At 71.2% G+C, this 16,682-nt stretch carries 15 protein-coding genes and 1 pseudogene; 7 read left to right on the top strand and 9 right to left on the bottom strand.

What is annotated here, in order from left to right:
* Positions 1-74: 74 nt before the first annotated feature.
* The 4 genes from AB0I22_RS22110 to AB0I22_RS22095 form a co-directional block, all read right to left on the bottom strand.
* A complete protein-coding gene (locus AB0I22_RS22110; RefSeq protein ID WP_363132549.1) occupies positions 75-1,541 on the bottom strand; it encodes a M1 family metallopeptidase in 1,467 nt (488 codons plus the stop codon).
* A gap of 91 nt (positions 1,542-1,632) precedes the next feature.
* Entirely contained in the window at positions 1,633-2,424 is a 792-nt protein-coding gene (locus tag AB0I22_RS22105) for a maleylpyruvate isomerase family mycothiol-dependent enzyme (protein WP_363132548.1), read from the bottom strand.
* Positions 2,425-2,462: 38 nt separating this feature from the next.
* Positions 2,463-3,011 (bottom strand): hypothetical protein, encoded by a 549-nt coding sequence (locus AB0I22_RS22100; RefSeq protein WP_363132547.1) that lies wholly within the window; start codon positions 3,009-3,011, stop codon positions 2,463-2,465.
* Between the two features lie 147 nt (positions 3,012-3,158).
* Positions 3,159-3,641 carry an ATP-binding protein gene (locus AB0I22_RS22095; RefSeq protein WP_363132546.1) on the bottom strand — a complete coding sequence of 161 codons (483 nt, stop codon included), beginning with the start codon at positions 3,639-3,641 and terminating at the stop codon, positions 3,159-3,161.
* Between the two features lie 258 nt (positions 3,642-3,899).
* On the opposite strand from AB0I22_RS22095, the gene AB0I22_RS22090 reads away from it, so the two are divergent.
* From AB0I22_RS22090 to AB0I22_RS22070, 5 genes are all read left to right on the top strand, one after another.
* The gene (locus AB0I22_RS22090; protein WP_363132545.1) at positions 3,900-4,787 is read left to right on the top strand and encodes a helix-turn-helix transcriptional regulator; all 888 of its coding nucleotides are present in this window, start codon (positions 3,900-3,902) and stop codon (positions 4,785-4,787) included.
* Between the two features lie 12 nt (positions 4,788-4,799).
* A complete protein-coding gene (locus AB0I22_RS22085; RefSeq protein WP_363132544.1) occupies positions 4,800-5,000 on the top strand; it encodes a DUF397 domain-containing protein in 201 nt (66 codons plus the stop codon).
* A 476-nt stretch (positions 5,001-5,476) separates the two neighbouring features.
* Positions 5,477-6,613: a hypothetical protein gene (locus AB0I22_RS22080; RefSeq protein ID WP_363132543.1), complete on the top strand. Its 1,137-nt coding sequence runs from the start codon at positions 5,477-5,479 to the stop codon at positions 6,611-6,613.
* Between the two features lie 109 nt (positions 6,614-6,722).
* Complete coding sequence (locus AB0I22_RS22075) at positions 6,723-7,016, top strand: hypothetical protein (protein WP_363132542.1); 294 nt, start codon at positions 6,723-6,725, stop codon at positions 7,014-7,016.
* A gap of 244 nt (positions 7,017-7,260) precedes the next feature.
* Complete coding sequence (locus AB0I22_RS22070) at positions 7,261-7,701, top strand: hypothetical protein (protein WP_363132541.1); 441 nt, start codon at positions 7,261-7,263, stop codon at positions 7,699-7,701.
* A 7-nt stretch (positions 7,702-7,708) separates the two neighbouring features.
* On the opposite strand, the gene AB0I22_RS22065 is transcribed toward AB0I22_RS22070, so the two are convergent.
* The 3 genes from AB0I22_RS22065 to AB0I22_RS22055 form a co-directional block, all read right to left on the bottom strand.
* Positions 7,709-8,791 (bottom strand): prenyltransferase/squalene oxidase repeat-containing protein, encoded by a 1,083-nt coding sequence (locus AB0I22_RS22065; protein WP_363132540.1) that lies wholly within the window; start codon positions 8,789-8,791, stop codon positions 7,709-7,711.
* Positions 8,788-9,531, bottom strand: a complete 744-nt coding sequence (locus tag AB0I22_RS22060) for a class I SAM-dependent methyltransferase (RefSeq protein WP_363132539.1) — start codon at positions 9,529-9,531, stop codon at positions 8,788-8,790. The genes AB0I22_RS22065 and AB0I22_RS22060 overlap by 4 nt, the downstream gene beginning before the upstream one ends.
* A 121-nt stretch (positions 9,532-9,652) precedes the next feature.
* Entirely contained in the window at positions 9,653-10,990 is a 1,338-nt protein-coding gene (locus AB0I22_RS22055; RefSeq protein WP_363132538.1) for a glycosyltransferase family 4 protein, read from the bottom strand.
* A gap of 228 nt (positions 10,991-11,218) precedes the next feature.
* On the opposite strand from AB0I22_RS22055, the gene AB0I22_RS22050 reads away from it, so the two are divergent.
* Complete coding sequence (locus AB0I22_RS22050; protein ID WP_363132537.1) at positions 11,219-11,851, top strand: TetR family transcriptional regulator; 633 nt, start codon at positions 11,219-11,221, stop codon at positions 11,849-11,851.
* A gap of 346 nt (positions 11,852-12,197) precedes the next feature.
* Positions 12,198-12,569, top strand: a pseudogene (locus tag AB0I22_RS22045) (LuxR C-terminal-related transcriptional regulator); the annotation flags it as partial.
* On the opposite strand, the gene AB0I22_RS22040 reads toward AB0I22_RS22045, so the two are convergent.
* Both AB0I22_RS22040 and AB0I22_RS22035 read right to left on the bottom strand, forming a co-directional pair.
* Positions 12,483-14,666, bottom strand: coding sequence for an ABC transporter ATP-binding protein (locus tag AB0I22_RS22040; protein ID WP_363132536.1), 2,184 nt, complete (start codon positions 14,664-14,666; stop codon positions 12,483-12,485). The pseudogene AB0I22_RS22045 and the gene AB0I22_RS22040 sit on opposite strands and share 87 nt — an antisense overlap.
* Positions 14,659-16,593, bottom strand: coding sequence for an ABC transporter ATP-binding protein (locus AB0I22_RS22035; protein WP_363132535.1), 1,935 nt, complete (start codon positions 16,591-16,593; stop codon positions 14,659-14,661). Before AB0I22_RS22035 ends, AB0I22_RS22040 begins: the two co-directional genes overlap by 8 nt.
* Positions 16,594-16,682: the final 89 nt, after the last annotated feature.

Genomic DNA, 16,682 nt, shown 5'->3' with positions numbered 1-16,682 from the left:
CGCGCATCGTGCGTCGCGCATCGTGCGTCGCGCATCGTGCGTCGCGCATCGTGCGCCGCGCATCGCTCAGGACATCAGGCGTCGGCGGATGACGGCTTCCCCTTGGCCCGCAGCCAGGTGTCGAAGACGCCGCCGAGGTCTTTGCCGGACTGTTCCTCGCAGTGCCGGATGAACTGCGCGGTGTCGGCGTTCCCGTGCCGGTGGTCCTTGACCCAGGCCCGTACGGTCGCGAAGAAGACCTTGTCGCCGACGGCCTTGCGCACCTTGTGCAGGACCATGGCGCCCCGGCCGTAGACCGGCGAGTCGGAGACCTCGGCCCCCGAGGGCGGATCGGCGGGCGGGAAGGCCCAGATGCCGTCGCTCTCGTCGTCGGTGCCGTCGTAGAAGTCCGAGAAGATCTGGTCCGTGGAGCGCCCGCCCGACTTCTCCTCCCACATCCACTCGGCGTACGTCGCGAAACTCTCGTTCAGCCACATGTCGCGCCAGGTGCGCGGGGTGACGGAGTTGCCGAACCACTGGTGGGCCAGCTCGTGCACCACGAGGGATTCGTCGGGCGCCGAGTCGAAGTACGGCTTGGTCTGGGTCTCCAGGGCGTAGTCGAGGCCGGGGAGGTGGTCGACGATCGCGCCCGCGCTGCTGAAGGGATACGGGCCGAAGAGGCCGCGCTCCCAGTCGAGGACCTCGTCGACGGTGCCGGGCACGTCGATGCTGTCGTCGTCCTCGGTCTCGGCCTCCTTGGGGTCGGTGGCGACGTAGACGGAGGTGTCGCCGGACTTCGAGGTGGCGACGTCGAAGTCGCCGACGGCGACGGTGGCGAGGTAGCCGGCCATGGGTTCGCCGTTGTGCCAGGCGAAGGTGGTGCGGTCGCCCTTGGTCTCCTTGCGCTTCAGCTCGCCGTTGGAGACGGCGGTGAGGCCCTTGGGCACGGTGACGGCGATGTCGTAGGCGGCCTTGTCCGAGGGGTGGTGGTTGCCCGGGAACCAGGTCATCGACCCGGATGGCTCGCCGAGCCCCACCGCGCCGTCGGACGTCTCGATCCACCCTTCCTTCGAGCCGTCGGCGCCCTCGATCGTCTCCGGGACGCCGTCGTAGACGACGGTCGTCGTGAACTCGCGGTCCTTGCCGACGGCCGTCTCCGGCGTCACCGTCAGCTCGGCGCCCGCGCGGGCCGTACGGGCCGCCTTCCCGTCGACGCTCGCGCTCCGCACCTTCAGCCCCTTGAGGTCCAGGTTGAACGCGCTGAGCGGCTGGGTGGAGCGGGCCGTGATCACCGCCTTGCCCTTGAGGCGGTTGCCGTCGGGCTCGTAGTCGAGCGTGAGGCCGTAGTGCCGGACGTGGTAGCCGCCGTTGCCGAGGCCGGGGAAGAGCGGGTCCCCGACGCCGGGGGCCCCGGCGGTCGCGGACTTCTCCTGATGACCCGCGCTCGTACAGGAGGCGGTGAGCGCCAGTACTAGCGGCAGGGCGCAGGCCAGGAGGCGGCGGCGCGGGGCCGTACGGCGTGCGGCGGTCGTTGTCGGCGTGGTCCTGCTCGACGTGGTCATGCTCGGGCGTTCCCCCTAGTCAGCGGTCACCCGAGCATAGAAGAACCGTCCCCCGGGACCCGCGGCTCACTCACTCCCCCTCCCCCGCTCCTCATCCGAACTTGACGCGTTCCAGCCAGAAGTCGAGCAGCTTCGCGTCGCCGAGCACCTCGACGCGCCCCGCGGAGACCGGCTGCCGGCGGTAGACGACCTGGAGTACGTCACCGATGGGGCCCCGCACCGCGACGGCGGCCTTCTCGTGGGCGCGCCGGACGGCTATGGCATCGCCGGTGAGGTCGACGAGCCACTCGGCTTCGGTCGCGGGCCCGGCGTCGGTGCCGTGGAAGTGCAGGGTGCGCCCGGAGCCGAGCAGCTCGCGCAGCTCGGGCCGTGCCTCCATGAGCTGCGGCATGGCGCAGATCTGGAGCCACTCGTCGATGGCGTCGGCCCCGACCGCCCCGTCCACGGTGAACTCCACGCCCACGGTCTGCTCCGCGTCCGCGCGGTGGACGACCGTCTCGTGCACCATGCGCCGGGCCCAGAAGGACGCGGGCCCCGAACCGAAGATCACCCACACCTCGGCGTCGGGCTCCGTGGCGCGCAGCGTCCGTACCAGCTCGGCGGCGCCCTCCCGCAGCCAGTCGGCGATGGCGCCCGCGTCCCCGCCCTCGGGCCCGCCTATGCCGCTGATCTGCTCGTCCGGAATGAACGCGGTCGCCCGCGTCCGGATGATCGCCTCGACCCGGTGGTGGGCCCCGCCGACGTGCCGCAGCAGCTGCTCCAGCGTCCACTCCGGACAGGACGGCACCATGGCCGTCAGATCCGCGCCCGCCACGGCCGACGCCAACTGCTCGGTCTGCGACAGCACTTCGTCGCAGTACCGGTCAAAGCTGAGAAGAGTCATGACGGCACGATAGACCGCCCCACTGACAAGGGCCCCCGCTACCCCTTCTTGACGTCCGAGAACGACGGAACCTTGTCCGTCACTTCGGCCCCCGCCCCCTTGCCCGCGTCCTTGACGCCGGAGATGACGTTCTGGAACGAGCCGACGTCCCCGTCCACGCTCTCCCCCCTGCGCAGCTTGCTCCCGAGCCCCTTGAGCGAGGCGATGCCCGCACCGAGCGGCGCGACGGCCTTGGAGAGCGTCGGATCCCCCTTGGCGTTGGCACTCGCAGCCTTCAACCGGTTATAGGTGAAGGCCCCGGCCAGCCCCGCCTTGACCATGGCTGCGACGCGCCCGTTCGCGCCCTTCTTGAACTTGCCGTTCCGATACGGCTTCACAATCCACTGATACGTCGCCCCCGCCGCCAGCCCCGCATTGGCCACGAACCGCGTCTTCGCGAACTTCTGCCGCTCCGCGGACGTACTGGCCGACGGCGTCGCCCCACTCCCACCGTCCTTGTCCTTACTCCCGCAGCCCGTCCCCACCAGAAGGAAGCTGCTGAGCAGCAGAGCAATAACGGCATGGCGCAACGTGACGCGTACGGACACCGCGGACCTCCAGGCAGGGCGCTATCAGGACACACTCCCTGGCAGGGTCGCCCACCCGCCCCGCTACCGCGACCCCAGGACATCCGTACGGGTCCGATTCGAGCCGATCCGCACCGGGCGGCGCGGCGCTGACGGCAGTACGGGAAGTCATACGGCGACGCGATGCGGTCCGCGTACCACCGATCCGCCGGAGCCGCCACGGGGGTTGGCGGGCTCATCCAGTTGGAACCAGACGGATTTGCCGGGCCCTGGCCCGTCGAGACAGATGCCCCAACGGGCGGCACAGGTGGCGATGAGGTGCATACCGCGGCCATGCACGGCATCGGGGGCGGGACTGTGCACAGCGGGAACACCAGGTGCCGCGTCGCGCACGTGGATGCGGAGCGAACCCTCACGCCGCCACTCGCCGTGAAGCGTGATGGCGTGCGCGCACCCGCCACCCGCGCATGCCGTGATCGCATTGGTAACGCTCTCCGAAGTGAGCAGCACGGCGAGTTCGGTGAGCTCGGGGGCCTTTAGCGTGCGGGTGAACGTACGAATGGTCTCCCGGCAGGTACGGACCCACACCGGATCGGGTGGGAATGCGAGGGAGAAGTCGAGAGAGGGAGCCAGAGCGGGGGTGGGGCACATGATGCGGCCTCCGTGAGTGCGAGGAGTAGCCGGACAGCGCCATTCCGCTCGGCGGACCCGGCCCGGTTTTGACGGAGGCGCCATCGCCAACTTCTAGGGCGCTCCGTTCACTTCCGGCTTTTGCCGGTGCCAGGTGAGGCACTTCAGAAGGTAGAGCAAAAAGGTATCGAATACGTCACCTTCATAAGCGCCTCCCTCTATCGTGTGACGAGAGCGGGTTCCGGCCCCAGCGCAACGAGCCAATGCTAGGAGAGCGCCATGGGACTACGCGTCAACCCGTCACAACGGCAACAGCGCATCGGCCTTGAACTGCGCCGACTACGTGACATCAGCGGCATGACCGCGGCACAGGCAGGCCAGCGCGCCGGCATCGGCGGCACGCACCTGGGGCACATGGAGTCAGGGCGGACAGCCGTCCCCTCAGCCAAGCTGCACGCCTTGCTGGATGCTTATGGGATTGAATCAGAGCCCTATATCCGGGGCCTACTGACCATGAACGACGCTACCGGCCGTGGTTGGTGGTCCGACTACAGAGGTGATGTCGCAAGCAGCGCCGTCGACTTGGCCGAGCTGGAGGGCACATCCGAATCTCAAGGCGTCTTCGACATGGTGAACCTGCCAGGACTGCTCCAGTCGCCCGAATACGCCCGAGCCCTCCTGGAGTCGGCTCCTCAGGGCAGTGACCCGCGCATCACAGAACGCTTCCTGGAGTTCCGGCTCCAGCGACAGGAGATCCTCACCGGTGACTACCCGGCCCGCTATCACGCGATCATCCATGAGGCGGCGTTCCACATGGGCTTCGTCGACCCGACGGCCATGAGACGACAGCTGGCCCACCTCGTAGAGGTGGCGCGCCTCCCACACGTCATCATCCAGATCCTGCCCTTCAGATCTAGCAGGTTCCCCGCGATGGGAACACCGTTCACGCTCTTCCACGCGGCGTCACCGGAACTGAACACCGTCTACCTGGAACACGACGCGGGGGCCGTCTTCTTCGGCGATCAAGGCCACCTCAATCGGTACAACATGATCTTCGAGCGCCTCTCATCAGTCGCCCTGCCGGCCCTTATGCCCGAGGCCGAACGAAGGTTCCCCACAGAGCGTGATTCGTTTACCCTCTTGCAGCACCTTGCCTACATCCTGTGAGAAAGCGGCCTCATGTCCCAACTGTCCTGGCAGAAATCCTCCTTCAGCAGCAGTGACGGCAACACCACGTGCATCGAAGTCTCCGCTGACGGCAGCGGCGTCCTCCGCCTCCGCGAGAGCGACAACCCCCACACCGTGATCGCCCCTTCCAAGCCCGCCATGCGGGCGCTGCTCAGCTGGGCGAAAGAGCCGGCGGCGACGGCCTGGCGGTAGAGAGAGGGCGGTCGTCCGGATCGGGGCAGGGCACCCCTCATACGCACGCACGCCCGGCGCCCGTCCTGACGGCGGCCCGAAAACACGCGAGGGCCCGTCGAAACATCCTCAAGTGCCGGAAGAGGGGCAGTCCTTCTGCCCTCCCAGGCCCCCTTACGTCTCCCTTACGGTCATAAGGCCCTTCCCTCTGCCCTCAGTTGTGCCCTCGGGGTCCTGCCTGACAGGGGCACGCCGGAGGACAGTCTCGTGCTGATACGCATACACCGATGAGGGGAGCGCTCGTGCGCGCGCAGGACAGCGGCAAGGAGGCGGACCGCGGGAGCGGTCCGGCTGGGAAGCGGTCCCGGCCGGCGCGGGCGCCAGGGTGGCCGGACGGTGTCCTCTCGCTCCAGCGGCTGGCCGGGAACGCGGCCGTCTCGCGCGCGGTCGGCGAGGCCCGGCATCAGCACGGTCCCGGGTGCGGACACGGTCAGGGGATGACGCGGGGAGAAACCGCCGGCCTCGTCCAGCGGGCCGCCGCGACGCGCGTCGGGCACGTCCAGCGGGCGCCGGGCAATACCCCGGCCCCGGCGCAGCCGCAGGTCGGGCTGCCGCCGGACCTCAATACCGCGCTCGGCAAGGAGATCCCGGACTACTGGCACGATCTCCAGTGGGCCGACAGCGGGCGGGGTTTCCACACGGCCTCCCTGCCCCGCGGCCATCGCGTGTGGGACGCCATCGAGAACTACGCCCGGCTCTCCCAGGAACGCGCACCCGTCACCGCGCCGAAGGCCGAGGCGACCCGGATGGCGGAGTCCGAGAAGCGGCTCACCGACCCGGCGATCACCGACGAACAGCGCGCGTCCCACACCCGTCGGCTCCAGGAGGGCAAGCCCGGCGGTCCGCCACCGCCCAGCAGCGCCCACATGGACATCGTGGAGATCGTCGTCTGCGCCAACCCCACGCTGTGGAAGAAGTACGCGACCAACCGGCAGCTCTACCACCAGTCGATGCTCTCGCACGGCAAACAGGGGCTGAAGGCATCGGGGAAGGACCGCAGCGAGCGGATCCCCTGGTCCACCGGAAGCCGGCCCGACCTCGACGGCGCGGCGTCGACCTCGGTCCAGCCCGGCTACCAGCGCCCCGCCCAGTTGCCGCCCGGCGTGCCCCAGAGCGCCGGGGAGGGATTCTTCTGGCACGGCACCGGTACCAACATCATGGACCTGATCGACGAGAACGGACCGGCGCCCCATCTCGGCCGGAACAAGGGCACCGACGACAAGCCCAAGTACGGCGTGCTCGGCCAGGGCACCTACGTCGCCGACAACGCCTCCAAAGCACAGACGTACTTCGCCTGCCCCCAGTGCGAGGACCCCGAGTGCACGGACGCGACGCACCCGCCCCGGCAGTTGATGCTGATGCGCGGCCTCCTGGGATCACCCGACTTCGCGCACCTCGGGCACAACAGGCGGGCCGAGGACCACAAGACGCTGAAGGAGGGCCGTACCTCCGTGATGAGCCCCGGCCTCAAGAAGAACCCGGCCCGGATCGGAGCGACAGGAACCAACGAATTCCTCATCAAGGACAAGGCGTTGCTCTACCCGGAGATCCGCGTCCACTACCGGCGGACCTGACGGTACCGGCCGGCTGCCAGGGGAGGCGGGCGGGCCCTGGCCTCCGCCGTACCCAACTCCCCTGCCGCCGGGCGAGTTTGAGACGTTCCTCACGGGTCACTCGGGCCCTATGTCCAAACGCCTTCGTCAGGGGAGTAATGGCGCGGCGACAGCCGTGATCGTCGTCGCGGATGTCACCGCGCTGATCCTCGGGTTGTGGATTCTCTTCTACGTGCTCGATGCCAACCGGGCGAACGACCTCGTCAGCTTTGTGCACGACGCGGCACGCTGGCTGGCGGGATGGTCGTACGACCTCTTCACGATGCGCACCGACTGGTTGCGTACGCTGCTCAACTACGGGCTGCCCGCCGTGATTTACCTGATCGTCGGGCACATGGTCGCGGCCCGGATTCGTCGCGTCTAGCGCACTGGTTTTGCCCTGTCGCCCTGGTCACTCGAATCCTCTACAGTCTTGAGCCCGACCTGCCAATGGGAAGGCCCAGGAGGTTTCGTTGTCCCCGGCGCCGGCATCTCCGAACAGTGACCCGGACCCCGTCCCCGGCCCGGGTCCCGGACCAGTTCCTCCACCCCGGCGGGGGCGCTTGCGCCGGTTGCGGGAGTGGTTCGTCGGTCTGAGCGAGGCGGGCAAGGTCGCTCTTGTCGCGGCTGTGATCACGACCGTCGGTGGAGGGGCGTTCGGCGTGGCCACCGCCGCCACGACTGCGATGGGCGGTGGCGGGGACGGCGATGAAAGGCCGCAGAAGGCGGCCGCTGCCGAAACACCTGGCACCGGCCGGCCCACCTCCGCCTCCGCCGCCAAGTGCAAGGTCCGTTCCGAGTTCCTCTACTGCACAGGCGACAAGCGAGCGGTCAAGTTGTACCGTCAGCGCGACGAAAAGTCCGATCTCCTCTTCACACTCACCAATACCTCCATCCTTTATTCGTGCTGGGGGCATGGCTTTCCCGACTCGGAAGGCAACGACATCTGGTACTGGACGGACTACGACAGCGACCGCTATTGGGGCAATGCTCCGGCGGCAGATGTGAACACTGACCAGAACCCCGCCCCCGGCCTGCCCGAGTGCTCGAAAGCCGACTCGGAGCCCTGACCGAGCGTCAGCAGCAGTCCGGTGCCAAGCCCTTCGGCAGGCCCTCGCCGCCGAAGACCGTCGTCGTCGCCTCGTCCCCGCCCAGTGCGGCCACGGCCAGGAGCAGGGAGGCGGCGGTCCAAGTGGTCCGTTCCTCGGGCCAGACGGCGTCGTCGTCGTAGACGTAGCCGGTCCAGTACAGGCCGTCCGGGGCGCGCAGGTGGGGCTGGATCCATTGGAGGATCTCCACGGCGCGGTCGGATTCGCCCATGGCCCAGAGGGCCAGGGCGAGTTCGCAGCTTTCGCCGCCGGTCACCCAGGGGTTGGGGAGGACGCAGCGGACGCCTAGGCCGGGGACGACGAAGCGGTCCCAGTCGGATTCGACGCGGGCCTTGGCGGCGAGGCCGGTGAGGGCGCCGCCGAGGATCGGGTAGTACCAGTCCATGGAGTAGCGGCGCTTGTCGAGGAACCGTTCCGGGTGGTGGCGGATCGCGTGGCGCAGCAGGCCGAGGGCCAGTTCCCAGTCGGGCTGGGGCTCTTCGCGGTGTTCGGCGATGGCCAGGGCGCAGCGCAGGGCCTGGTGGATGGAGGAGGAGCCGGTGAGGAGGGCGTCCGCGACCGGAGCGCCGTCGTCCTCGCGTTTCCAGCCGATCTGGCCGCCGGGCTGCTGGAGTGCCAGTACGAACTCGACCGCCGCGAAGACGACCGGCCACATCCGGTCGACGAAGGTGTCGTCGCCGGTGGCGAGGTAGTGGTGCCAGACCCCGACCGCCACGTACGCGACGAAGTTCGTCTCCCGGCCCCGGTCCGCGGGCTCCTCGGTGTTCACGCCGCTCGGTTCGTCGGTGTAGGCCGCGTACCAGGAGCCGTCGGGGTTCTGGTGCTCCGCGAGCCACCGGTACGCGGCCTCGGCGCGCTCGTGTTCGCCGGCCGCGTCGAGCGCCATCGCGGCCTCGACGTGGTCCCAGGGGTCCAGGTGGTGGCCGCGGAACCACGGGATGGCCCCGTCCGAGCGCTGGGCGGCGGCGATGCCGGCCACCGTGCGGGCGGCCTGTTCGGCGGTGAGGACCCCGGCGAGTTCGAGGCGTTCGGTACGTTCCGGCGAGGTCATTCGGCGGCCGCCGCGGCCGTGGCAGGCAGGTGCGGCTTGGTCGCGTAGGCCACGAAACTCTTTCCGATGAGGGGGTTGAGCGCCTGTTCGGCGACCCGGGTGGCCAGCGGCTTCTTCATGATGTCCCAGACCAGCAGCTGGTGGTACGCCCGTACCGGCAGCGCCTTGTCGTTGTCGACGCCGAACGCGCACTTCAGCCACCAGTACGGGCTGTGCAGACCGTGCGCGTGGTGGGTGCCGTACGGCTTGAGGCCGGCCTCGCGCATCTTGGCGAGCAGTTCCCCGCCGCGGTAGATGCGGATGTGGCCGCCCTCCACCTCGTGGTACGCGTCGCTCAGCGCCCAGCAGACCTTCTCCGGCCCGTACCGGGGCACGGTGACGGCGATCCGGCCGCCGGGCCGCAGGACCCGCGCCATCTCCGCGAGCACGCCCTTGTCGTCCGGGATGTGCTCCATGACCTCGGAGATGATCACGACGTCGAAGCTGTCGTCGGGGAAGGGCAGCGCGAGCGCGTCGCCCTCCATCGCGGTGGCGGTCGCCCCGGCCGGGGCCTCGCCCGCCTCCTTCATCGCGGCGAACCACTTGGCGACCTCGCGGATCTCCTCGCCGTTGCGGTCGAGGGCCACGACCTGGGCGCCACGCCGGTAGCACTCGAAGGCGTGCCGCCCCGCGCCGCAGCCCAGGTCGAGGACGCGATCGCCTGCGGCGAGCGGGAAGCGGGAGAAATCGACGGTCAGCACGGGGGTCTGCCTTCTGTCTTGGGCCGTCTCGGGGAGGGAGTCTGCGGCTGTCTGGAGTGGAAGGGGCGTCCGGCGGGGGCGGTGCGAAGGGGGCGCCCCGGCCCCGCTAGCCCCGGCCCCGCTAGCCCCGTCCGCGTCTGGGCGGGGCGGCGGCGGGGCGGTCCGCCATCGCGGCGCGGTAGCGCTCGACCGTGCCGAGGGCGGCCTGTTTCCAGGTGAAGCGGGCCAGTACGCGCTCCCGTCCGGCGGCGCCGAGCCTGCGCCGCAGCTCGGCGTCGCCCAGCAGCCGGCCGAGTCCGGCGGCTAGCGCCTGCGCGTCGCCGGGCGGTACGGCCAGGCAGGTCTCGCCGTCGGGTCCGGCGACCTCGGGGATGGCGCCGCCCGTGGTGGCGACCAGCGGGGTGCCGGTGGCCATGGCCTCGGCGGCGGGCAGCGAGAAGCCCTCGTAGAGGGAGGGCACGCAGGCGATCTGGGCGGAGCGCATGAGGTCCACGAGTTCGGAGTCGCTGATGCCCTTGACGAATTCCACGGCGTCCCCCAGCCCGTACCGCTCGATCGCGGTGGCCACCGGGCCGTCCTCCGCGCGCTTGCCGACGACGACCAGGTGCGCTTCGGGGTATTCGGTACGGACCTTGGCCAGCGCCTCGACGAGGTGGACGAGGCCCTTGAGGGGGACGTCCGCGCTGGAGGTGGTGACGATGCGGCCGGGGGTCTCGGGAACGGCCGGGTCCGGGGCGAAGAGGCCGGTGTCGGCGCCGATGTGGACGACGTGCACCCGGTCGTCGCGGACGCCGAGGTCGTCGACGATCTCCTGGCGGGAGGAGCCGGAGACGGTGAGCACGGCCGGCAGCCGGCGGGCCACGCGCTTCTGCATGCGGGTGAAGCCGTACCAGCGGCGGACGGAGGCGCGGCGCCGCCAGTCGGGGGCGGCGTCGAGATCGAGCCGGCGGTCGACGGTGATGGGGTGGTGGATGGTGGTGACCAGGGGGAACCCGGCGCGTTCCATGCCGAGCAGCCCGTAGCCGAGGGTCTGGTTGTCGTGCACGACGTCGAATTCGCCGCGCCGGGCGGCCAGATGGCGGCGGGCGCGGAGCGAGAAGGTGAGCGGCTCGGGGAAGCCGCCGGTCCACATGGTGGCGACTTCGAGGGCGTCGATCCAGTCGCGGTACTCGCCGCGGCCCGGCGTGCGGAAGGGGTCGGGCTGCCGGTAGAGGTCGAGGCTGGGGAGCTCGGTGAGGGTGACGCCCTCGCCGGGGTCGAGGACCGGGTAGGGCTGGGCGCCGATGACCTCGACGCGGTGGCCGAGGCGGGCGAGTTCGCGGGAGAGGTGGCGTACGTACACGCCTTGGCCGCCGCAGTACGGGTTGCCCTTGTAGGTGAGCAGCGCGATGCGCAGCGGCCCGTCCTCGTCCCCGCCCAGGAGGCGAGGCGCGGCTGCCTCCGTGGCCTCAGCGGTCACTCTCGGCCCCCTTCTCACGCAGTTCAGCCGGAGCGTAACCGGTAGCGCTAATCTAGAACAAGTTTCAGACTTGATCGTTCAAGAGGCTCCGAATCTACCGGCCCGGCCCGGCCCGCAAAGGGCCGGATCGGGTGATTCGCGCCACGGCCCGGGCCCTGCCATGCTGTGGGCCCATCCGGGCCGCAGCAAGACCGCCCGATGGGCACCAGGGACCAGGGAATGGGACATATGACGACAGAAACCAAGTCGGCCATCGCCTCCACCCCGCCCCTGACCGAGCGTCAGGAGGCGCGCCGGCGCCGCATCCTGCACGCCAGCGCGGAGCTGGCCGGCCGCGGCGGCTTCGACGCCGTGCAGATGCGGGAGGTCGCCGAGGCGGCCGGGGTCGCACTCGGCACCCTCTACCGCTACTTCCCGTCGAAGATCCACCTGCTGGTCGCGACCATGCAGGACCAGCTCCAGCACATGCACGCGACCCTGCGCAAGCGCCCGCCGACCGACGAGGCCCCGGCCGCCCGCGTCGCGCAGACGCTGATGCGGGCCTTCCGCGCCATGCAGCGCGAACCGCACCTCGCCGACGCGATGGTGCGCGCCCTCACCTTCGCCGACCGGTCCGTGAGCCCCGAGGTCGACACCGTCTCGCGGCTGACCACGGCCATCATTCTCGACGCGATGGGGCTGACGGGGCCGCCCACGCCCGAGCAGCTCTCGGCCGTCCGCGTCATCGAGCACACCTGGCACTCGGCGCTCATCACCTGGCTGTCGGGGCGCGCGTCGATCGCCCAGGTGAAGATCGACATCGAGATGGTCTGCCGCCTCATCGACCTCACCGCTCCCCACCAGGCCGCTCCGGTCACTTAGTACCCATGTCGGTCCCCGGGGACCGCAACGAACGTATTTGGTAGCGAGCGGGGCGCACACGGCTTGTTCGATGCGCCCCTACGCTCCCTCTTGGCCAATATTGCGTATCCGGGACGCCGGGGGATACCGGTAGGAATATGTAGCCACGCGTCCAACCGATGCGACCTGCGCAGAGGGTCTGGGGGAGAACGTGATCCGGGTACTTCTGGTGCACGACACCTATCTGCTGCGCACCGCGCTGGCGGCGCTGGTAGGCAGAGAAACGGACATCGAGGTGTCCTCCACGGCGTGGAACGGCGCCATCGGCAAGGCCCACGCCGTGCGGCCGCACGTCTGCGTGGTGGACATGGACAGTCCGGAGGCCGGCGGTCCCCGAGGGGTGCGGCTGCTCAGCGAGGACTGTTGCGACGAGGAAGGAGGCCCCTCGCTGCTCGCCCTCGCGACGGCGGGCAGACCGGGCCCGCTCCGCCGCGCGTTCGAGGCGCGGGCGCTCGGGTACGTGAGCAAAAACGCTTCCCCGGGGCGCCTGATCGAGTCGATACGGCGGGTGGCCAAAGGCGAACGCTGCATAGACGAGTCACTCGGCTTCGGCTTCCTCCAGGCGGCGGAGATCCCGCTCACGCCGCGCGAATTAGGGGTCCTCTCGCTCGCCGCCGAAGGCGCCTCCATCAGCGAGATCGCGTGCAGCCTGCACCTCTCGCAGGGGACCGTGCGCAACTACATGGCCGCCATCACCCGAAAGACGGGGGCCCGCAACCGGGTCGACGCCATCCGCATCTCGCGCGGGGCCGGATGGCTGTGACGGCGCTCCCGCGAAACGGGCTGCCGGTGACGTTGCGCCCGCGGAACGGGCCGGCTGCGACGCGTCCCCCTCGGAATCCGCCAACCGTCGCCGGGGTGCTGTCGCATCGGAACCCGCCAACCGTTGCCTGGACGCGGGCGCGTCAGCGGTACCCCCCGGGCACGGCCGCCCCGGACCCGGCGGCGGAGGCGCGGACGGTACGGCATCGAGCGCTGAGCGCCCCGGCCCCGGAGGCTCAGCGGCGGATAGAGCTCCGGGAGGCGGATTGGACCAGCCTCCCGTCAGCGCCCGGTAGAGATCGGAGCGGCGCAGCAGCTCCTCATGGGTGCCGCAGAGGGCCTGCGGGCCGTCCATGATCAGAATGCGGTCCGCGCGGTGGGCCGAGCTGACGCGGTGGGCGATCACGATCAGCGTGCCGCCGGCGCGGCGGGCGAAGGCCCGCTCGGCACGCGCCTCCGCCGCCGGGTCGAGGTGGCACGTCGCCTCGTCCAGCACCGCGACCGGTGCGCGGCTCAGATACGCCCGGGTCAGCGCGATCAGCTGACGTTCCCCGGCGGAGAGCCCCGCCGGGTCGACGGCGGCCGTCGGCCCCCCTAGCCGATCGGCCAGTTCGGTCAGGCCGATCGCGTCGGCGGCCGCCGCCAGCTCTGTGTCCGGTACCGGATCAGCGCGCAGATAGCCCAGGTTGGCGCGGAGGGTTCCGGAGAAGACGTACGCCTCCTGCGGGATCAGCACCCGCCGCCCGGGGTCGCCGCCGCCCCGTACGGGCTCGCCGCCGACCCTGACCTCCCCGGAACGCGGCTCCAGCAGCCCGGCGATCAGCCCCGCGAGGGTCGACTTCCCCACGCCGCTGGGGCCGACGACCGCCAGATGGCCGCCCTCGGGAACGCTCAGGTCCAGGTCCTGGACCACCGGCCGCGCGTGCTCCCCGTACGCGAAGGTCACCGCGTTCAGCTCGACGGCGGGCCCCGGCCGGGAGACCGCGCCCGAGCCCGTACCGGAGGAATCGGACGGCGCCTCGCCCGTACGAGCCGTGCCCCCGAGCGGCACAGCCGCCCCGGCCGTCAGTCGGCGCACCACCACCACCAGCCGCGAACCGCTCGTGCCGAGCCCGTGCATCAGGTTCTGCAACGCCGGCAGCAGCGACGTCGTGAGGTAGGAGAGCGCGCCGACGAGCGCGCCCGGAGTGACGCCCCGGTCCAGCAGCCACGGCGCGGTGACGATGAGCAGGACGATGGGGAACCGCCCGGCCAGGGCCACGGCCAGCACCCGCAGCACCCCCCAGCGGGCGAGGGTGCGGGCGGCGCGGAACTCGGCCTCGATACGGGTGTCCGCGTCCGCCGCCACACGGTCCTCGGCGCCGGCGGCGGTGATATCGCGGAGCCCCTCGGCCACCGTGCCCAGCTCCTCGGCGATGGCCTCGTCCGCCGCGAGGAACGTCTCCTGGCGGCGGGCCATCGGCCGCAGGGTGGCCGCGAAGAGTGCCAGGCCCAGTACGAGCGGGGGCACGACGACCAGGAGCAGTACGGGCGCGAGGGAGAAGAGGCCGACGAGCGCTCCGGCGGCGGTGAAGACGAAGGAGCGGGCCACCATGACCAGCCCCGCGAAGGTGTCGCGGGCGATCTCGACCTGGTGGGTGAGGCGGGAGACGGCCGCGCTGTCGGCATCGACGAGCGCCCGGTTCACCACACGGCGCACGAGCGCGTCGCGCAGCGGTTCCACGAGCGCGGCCACGGCCCCGTACACCCGGCCCGTGCCGTACGCACCGACGGCCACGGCGAGCGCCGCCAGCCCCAGCCAGCCCAGGCCGACCTCGGACCGGCCCGCCAGGAAGCCCTCGTCGAGCGCGCGGGCCAGCGCGAACCCCATCACGAACGTCTGCCCGGTCTCCAGCGCCGACCACGCCGCGAGCCGCGCCACCACCCGGGCGCGGCGGCGCAGGAACCGCAGCCCCTGCGCGTACGTGCCGGAGCCCGCCGTCCGACCGCCCGCACCTCCCCGGCCGTCAGCCATGCGGCCCCCGCCCGCCGTCGTCCGCGGGGCCGGGCGACGGGGCATCGCTCGTACGATCAAGCAACTTGCCGGCGCTCGTACAGCCTGGCAACTTGCCGTCGCCCGCACGATCAGGCAACTTGTCGTCGTCCATACAGTCAGACAACGCCCCATCCCTCGCGCGATCAGGCGGACCGCCATCGCTCGCGCCGTCATCCGCCCCGGCGTTGAACACCGCCCGGTATCCGGGGAGTCGCCACAGCTCCTCGTGGCGTCCCACCGCGCGGATGCGTCCGTCCTCCAGCCACGCCACGCGGTCGGCACGGGCCGCGGTCGTGGCGCGGTGGGCGACGATCAGGTGGGTTCGGGGGCCGATGTCGTTCAACAGGGCTTCGGCGACGCGGAGTTCCGTCACGGTGTCGAGGCTGGAGGTCGCGTCGTCCAGTACGAGCAGACGCCCTTGGTGGGTGAACGCCCGTGCCAGTCCTAGGCGTTGGGCCTCTCCCCCGGACAGCGGTGCTTCCGTCAGCCGGGTTTCGTAGCCGTCCGGAAGCAGTTGTACGAATCCGTCGGCGCAGGCCGCGCGCGCCGCTTCGCGGACCCGTTCCGCGGTGGGTTCGCGGGCGCCGAAGCCGATCGTGCCGCCGATGGTGCCGCCCAGCGGGGCGGGGCGCTCGAAGGCGTAGCCGACCGCGCCGCGCAGCGTCTCGCGGTCGAGGCCGGTCAGTGGTTCGCCGTCGATGGTGACGGTTCCGGCGTCGGCGTCGGCGAGCCGGCCGGCGACCGCCGCGAGTACGGACTTTCCCGTGCCGGAGCGGCCGACCAGGGCCATCGAGGTGCCGCCGGGCACTACGAGGTCCACCTCGCGCAGCACCTCGCGGCCGCCGCGCCGGGCCGTCACCCCGGCCAGTTCCAGGGTGCCGGGGCCGGGCGGAAGGCGGCGCGGCCCGTACTCCATCGCGGGCTCGGTGAGGACTTCGGCGAGGCGGCGGGCGGCGGTGCGGGCGTGCACGAGGGCGTTGAGGCGGCCGACGATCGCGCCGATGCCCGAGGCGAGGACGGCGTACCGGGAGACGGCCAGCAGTTCGCCCACGCTCAACTGCCCTGCCGCCAGCCGGAATCCGGCGACGGCGAGGACAGCGATCTGGAGGAGGGGGACGACCATGACGGCCCGCGCGCTGGACTTGCCCTGGACCCGCCACATCCGGTGGCCCTGCCGGCCCAGTTCCGGGAGCGGTTCGAGGATGCGGGCGCGTTCCCGCCCGGCGGTCCGCGCGGCGGCGATGGTGGCGGCACCGCCGATGGCCTCCACGAGCCGGCCCGCGATCTCGCCCTGGCCGCGTTGGTACTGGGCGATGCTGTCGGTGCTGTCGCGCACGAAGACCCGCAGCAGCGCGGCGAGCAGCGGCATCCCGAGGAGGAAGGCCGCGGCGGCCCAGAGGTCGATCAGGGCGAGCGCCACGAGCCCGCCGACGGGCGGGACGACGGCGGAGAGGGTGGCGGCGAAGTTGGCGGGGGCGGTGCCCGCGTAGGCGGCGTTGCCGACCAGCCGCGAGACCAGGTCGCCGGGGCCGAACCGGTCGGCGGCGCGCGGCCCGGTGTGCAGTACGTGCCGCAGCAGGCGGCCGCGCGCCCAGGCCGTGCCGCGGGCGTTGGCGGTGCCGGTGAGCAGCTCTTCGACCGCGTCGAACAGGACGGAGAGTCCGATCAGGGCGGCGCACACGGTGATCCACCGGGCGGCATCCGTCCCGTGGCCGCCGACGAGGACGGCGTCGAGGGCGCGGCCGAGTACCAGGGGCAGCGCCAGGGAGGCTCCGGCGGCGGCCGTGGTGAGCAGGCAGATCGCCGCGGTGCGGCCGGCGCTGTGCCGTACCGCTTCCAGCAGCAGGCGGTCGGCGGCCCGGTTCGTCGTCCGCGTCGGCTGGTCACCGCCGGTGGGCGTCGGCATGCTCGGAGCGGTCCTCCCTTCGGGGTGCGGCCCCGGGCTTGGTGCTGCCCGGGGCCGCCCTACAACCGATGAAGCGTCATGCGTGACGT

Source organism: Streptomyces sp. NPDC050610 (assembly GCF_040654875.1).
GTDB lineage: Bacteria > Actinomycetota > Actinomycetes > Streptomycetales > Streptomycetaceae > Streptomyces.
This window is presented reverse-complemented; position numbering and strand designations above follow the sequence as displayed.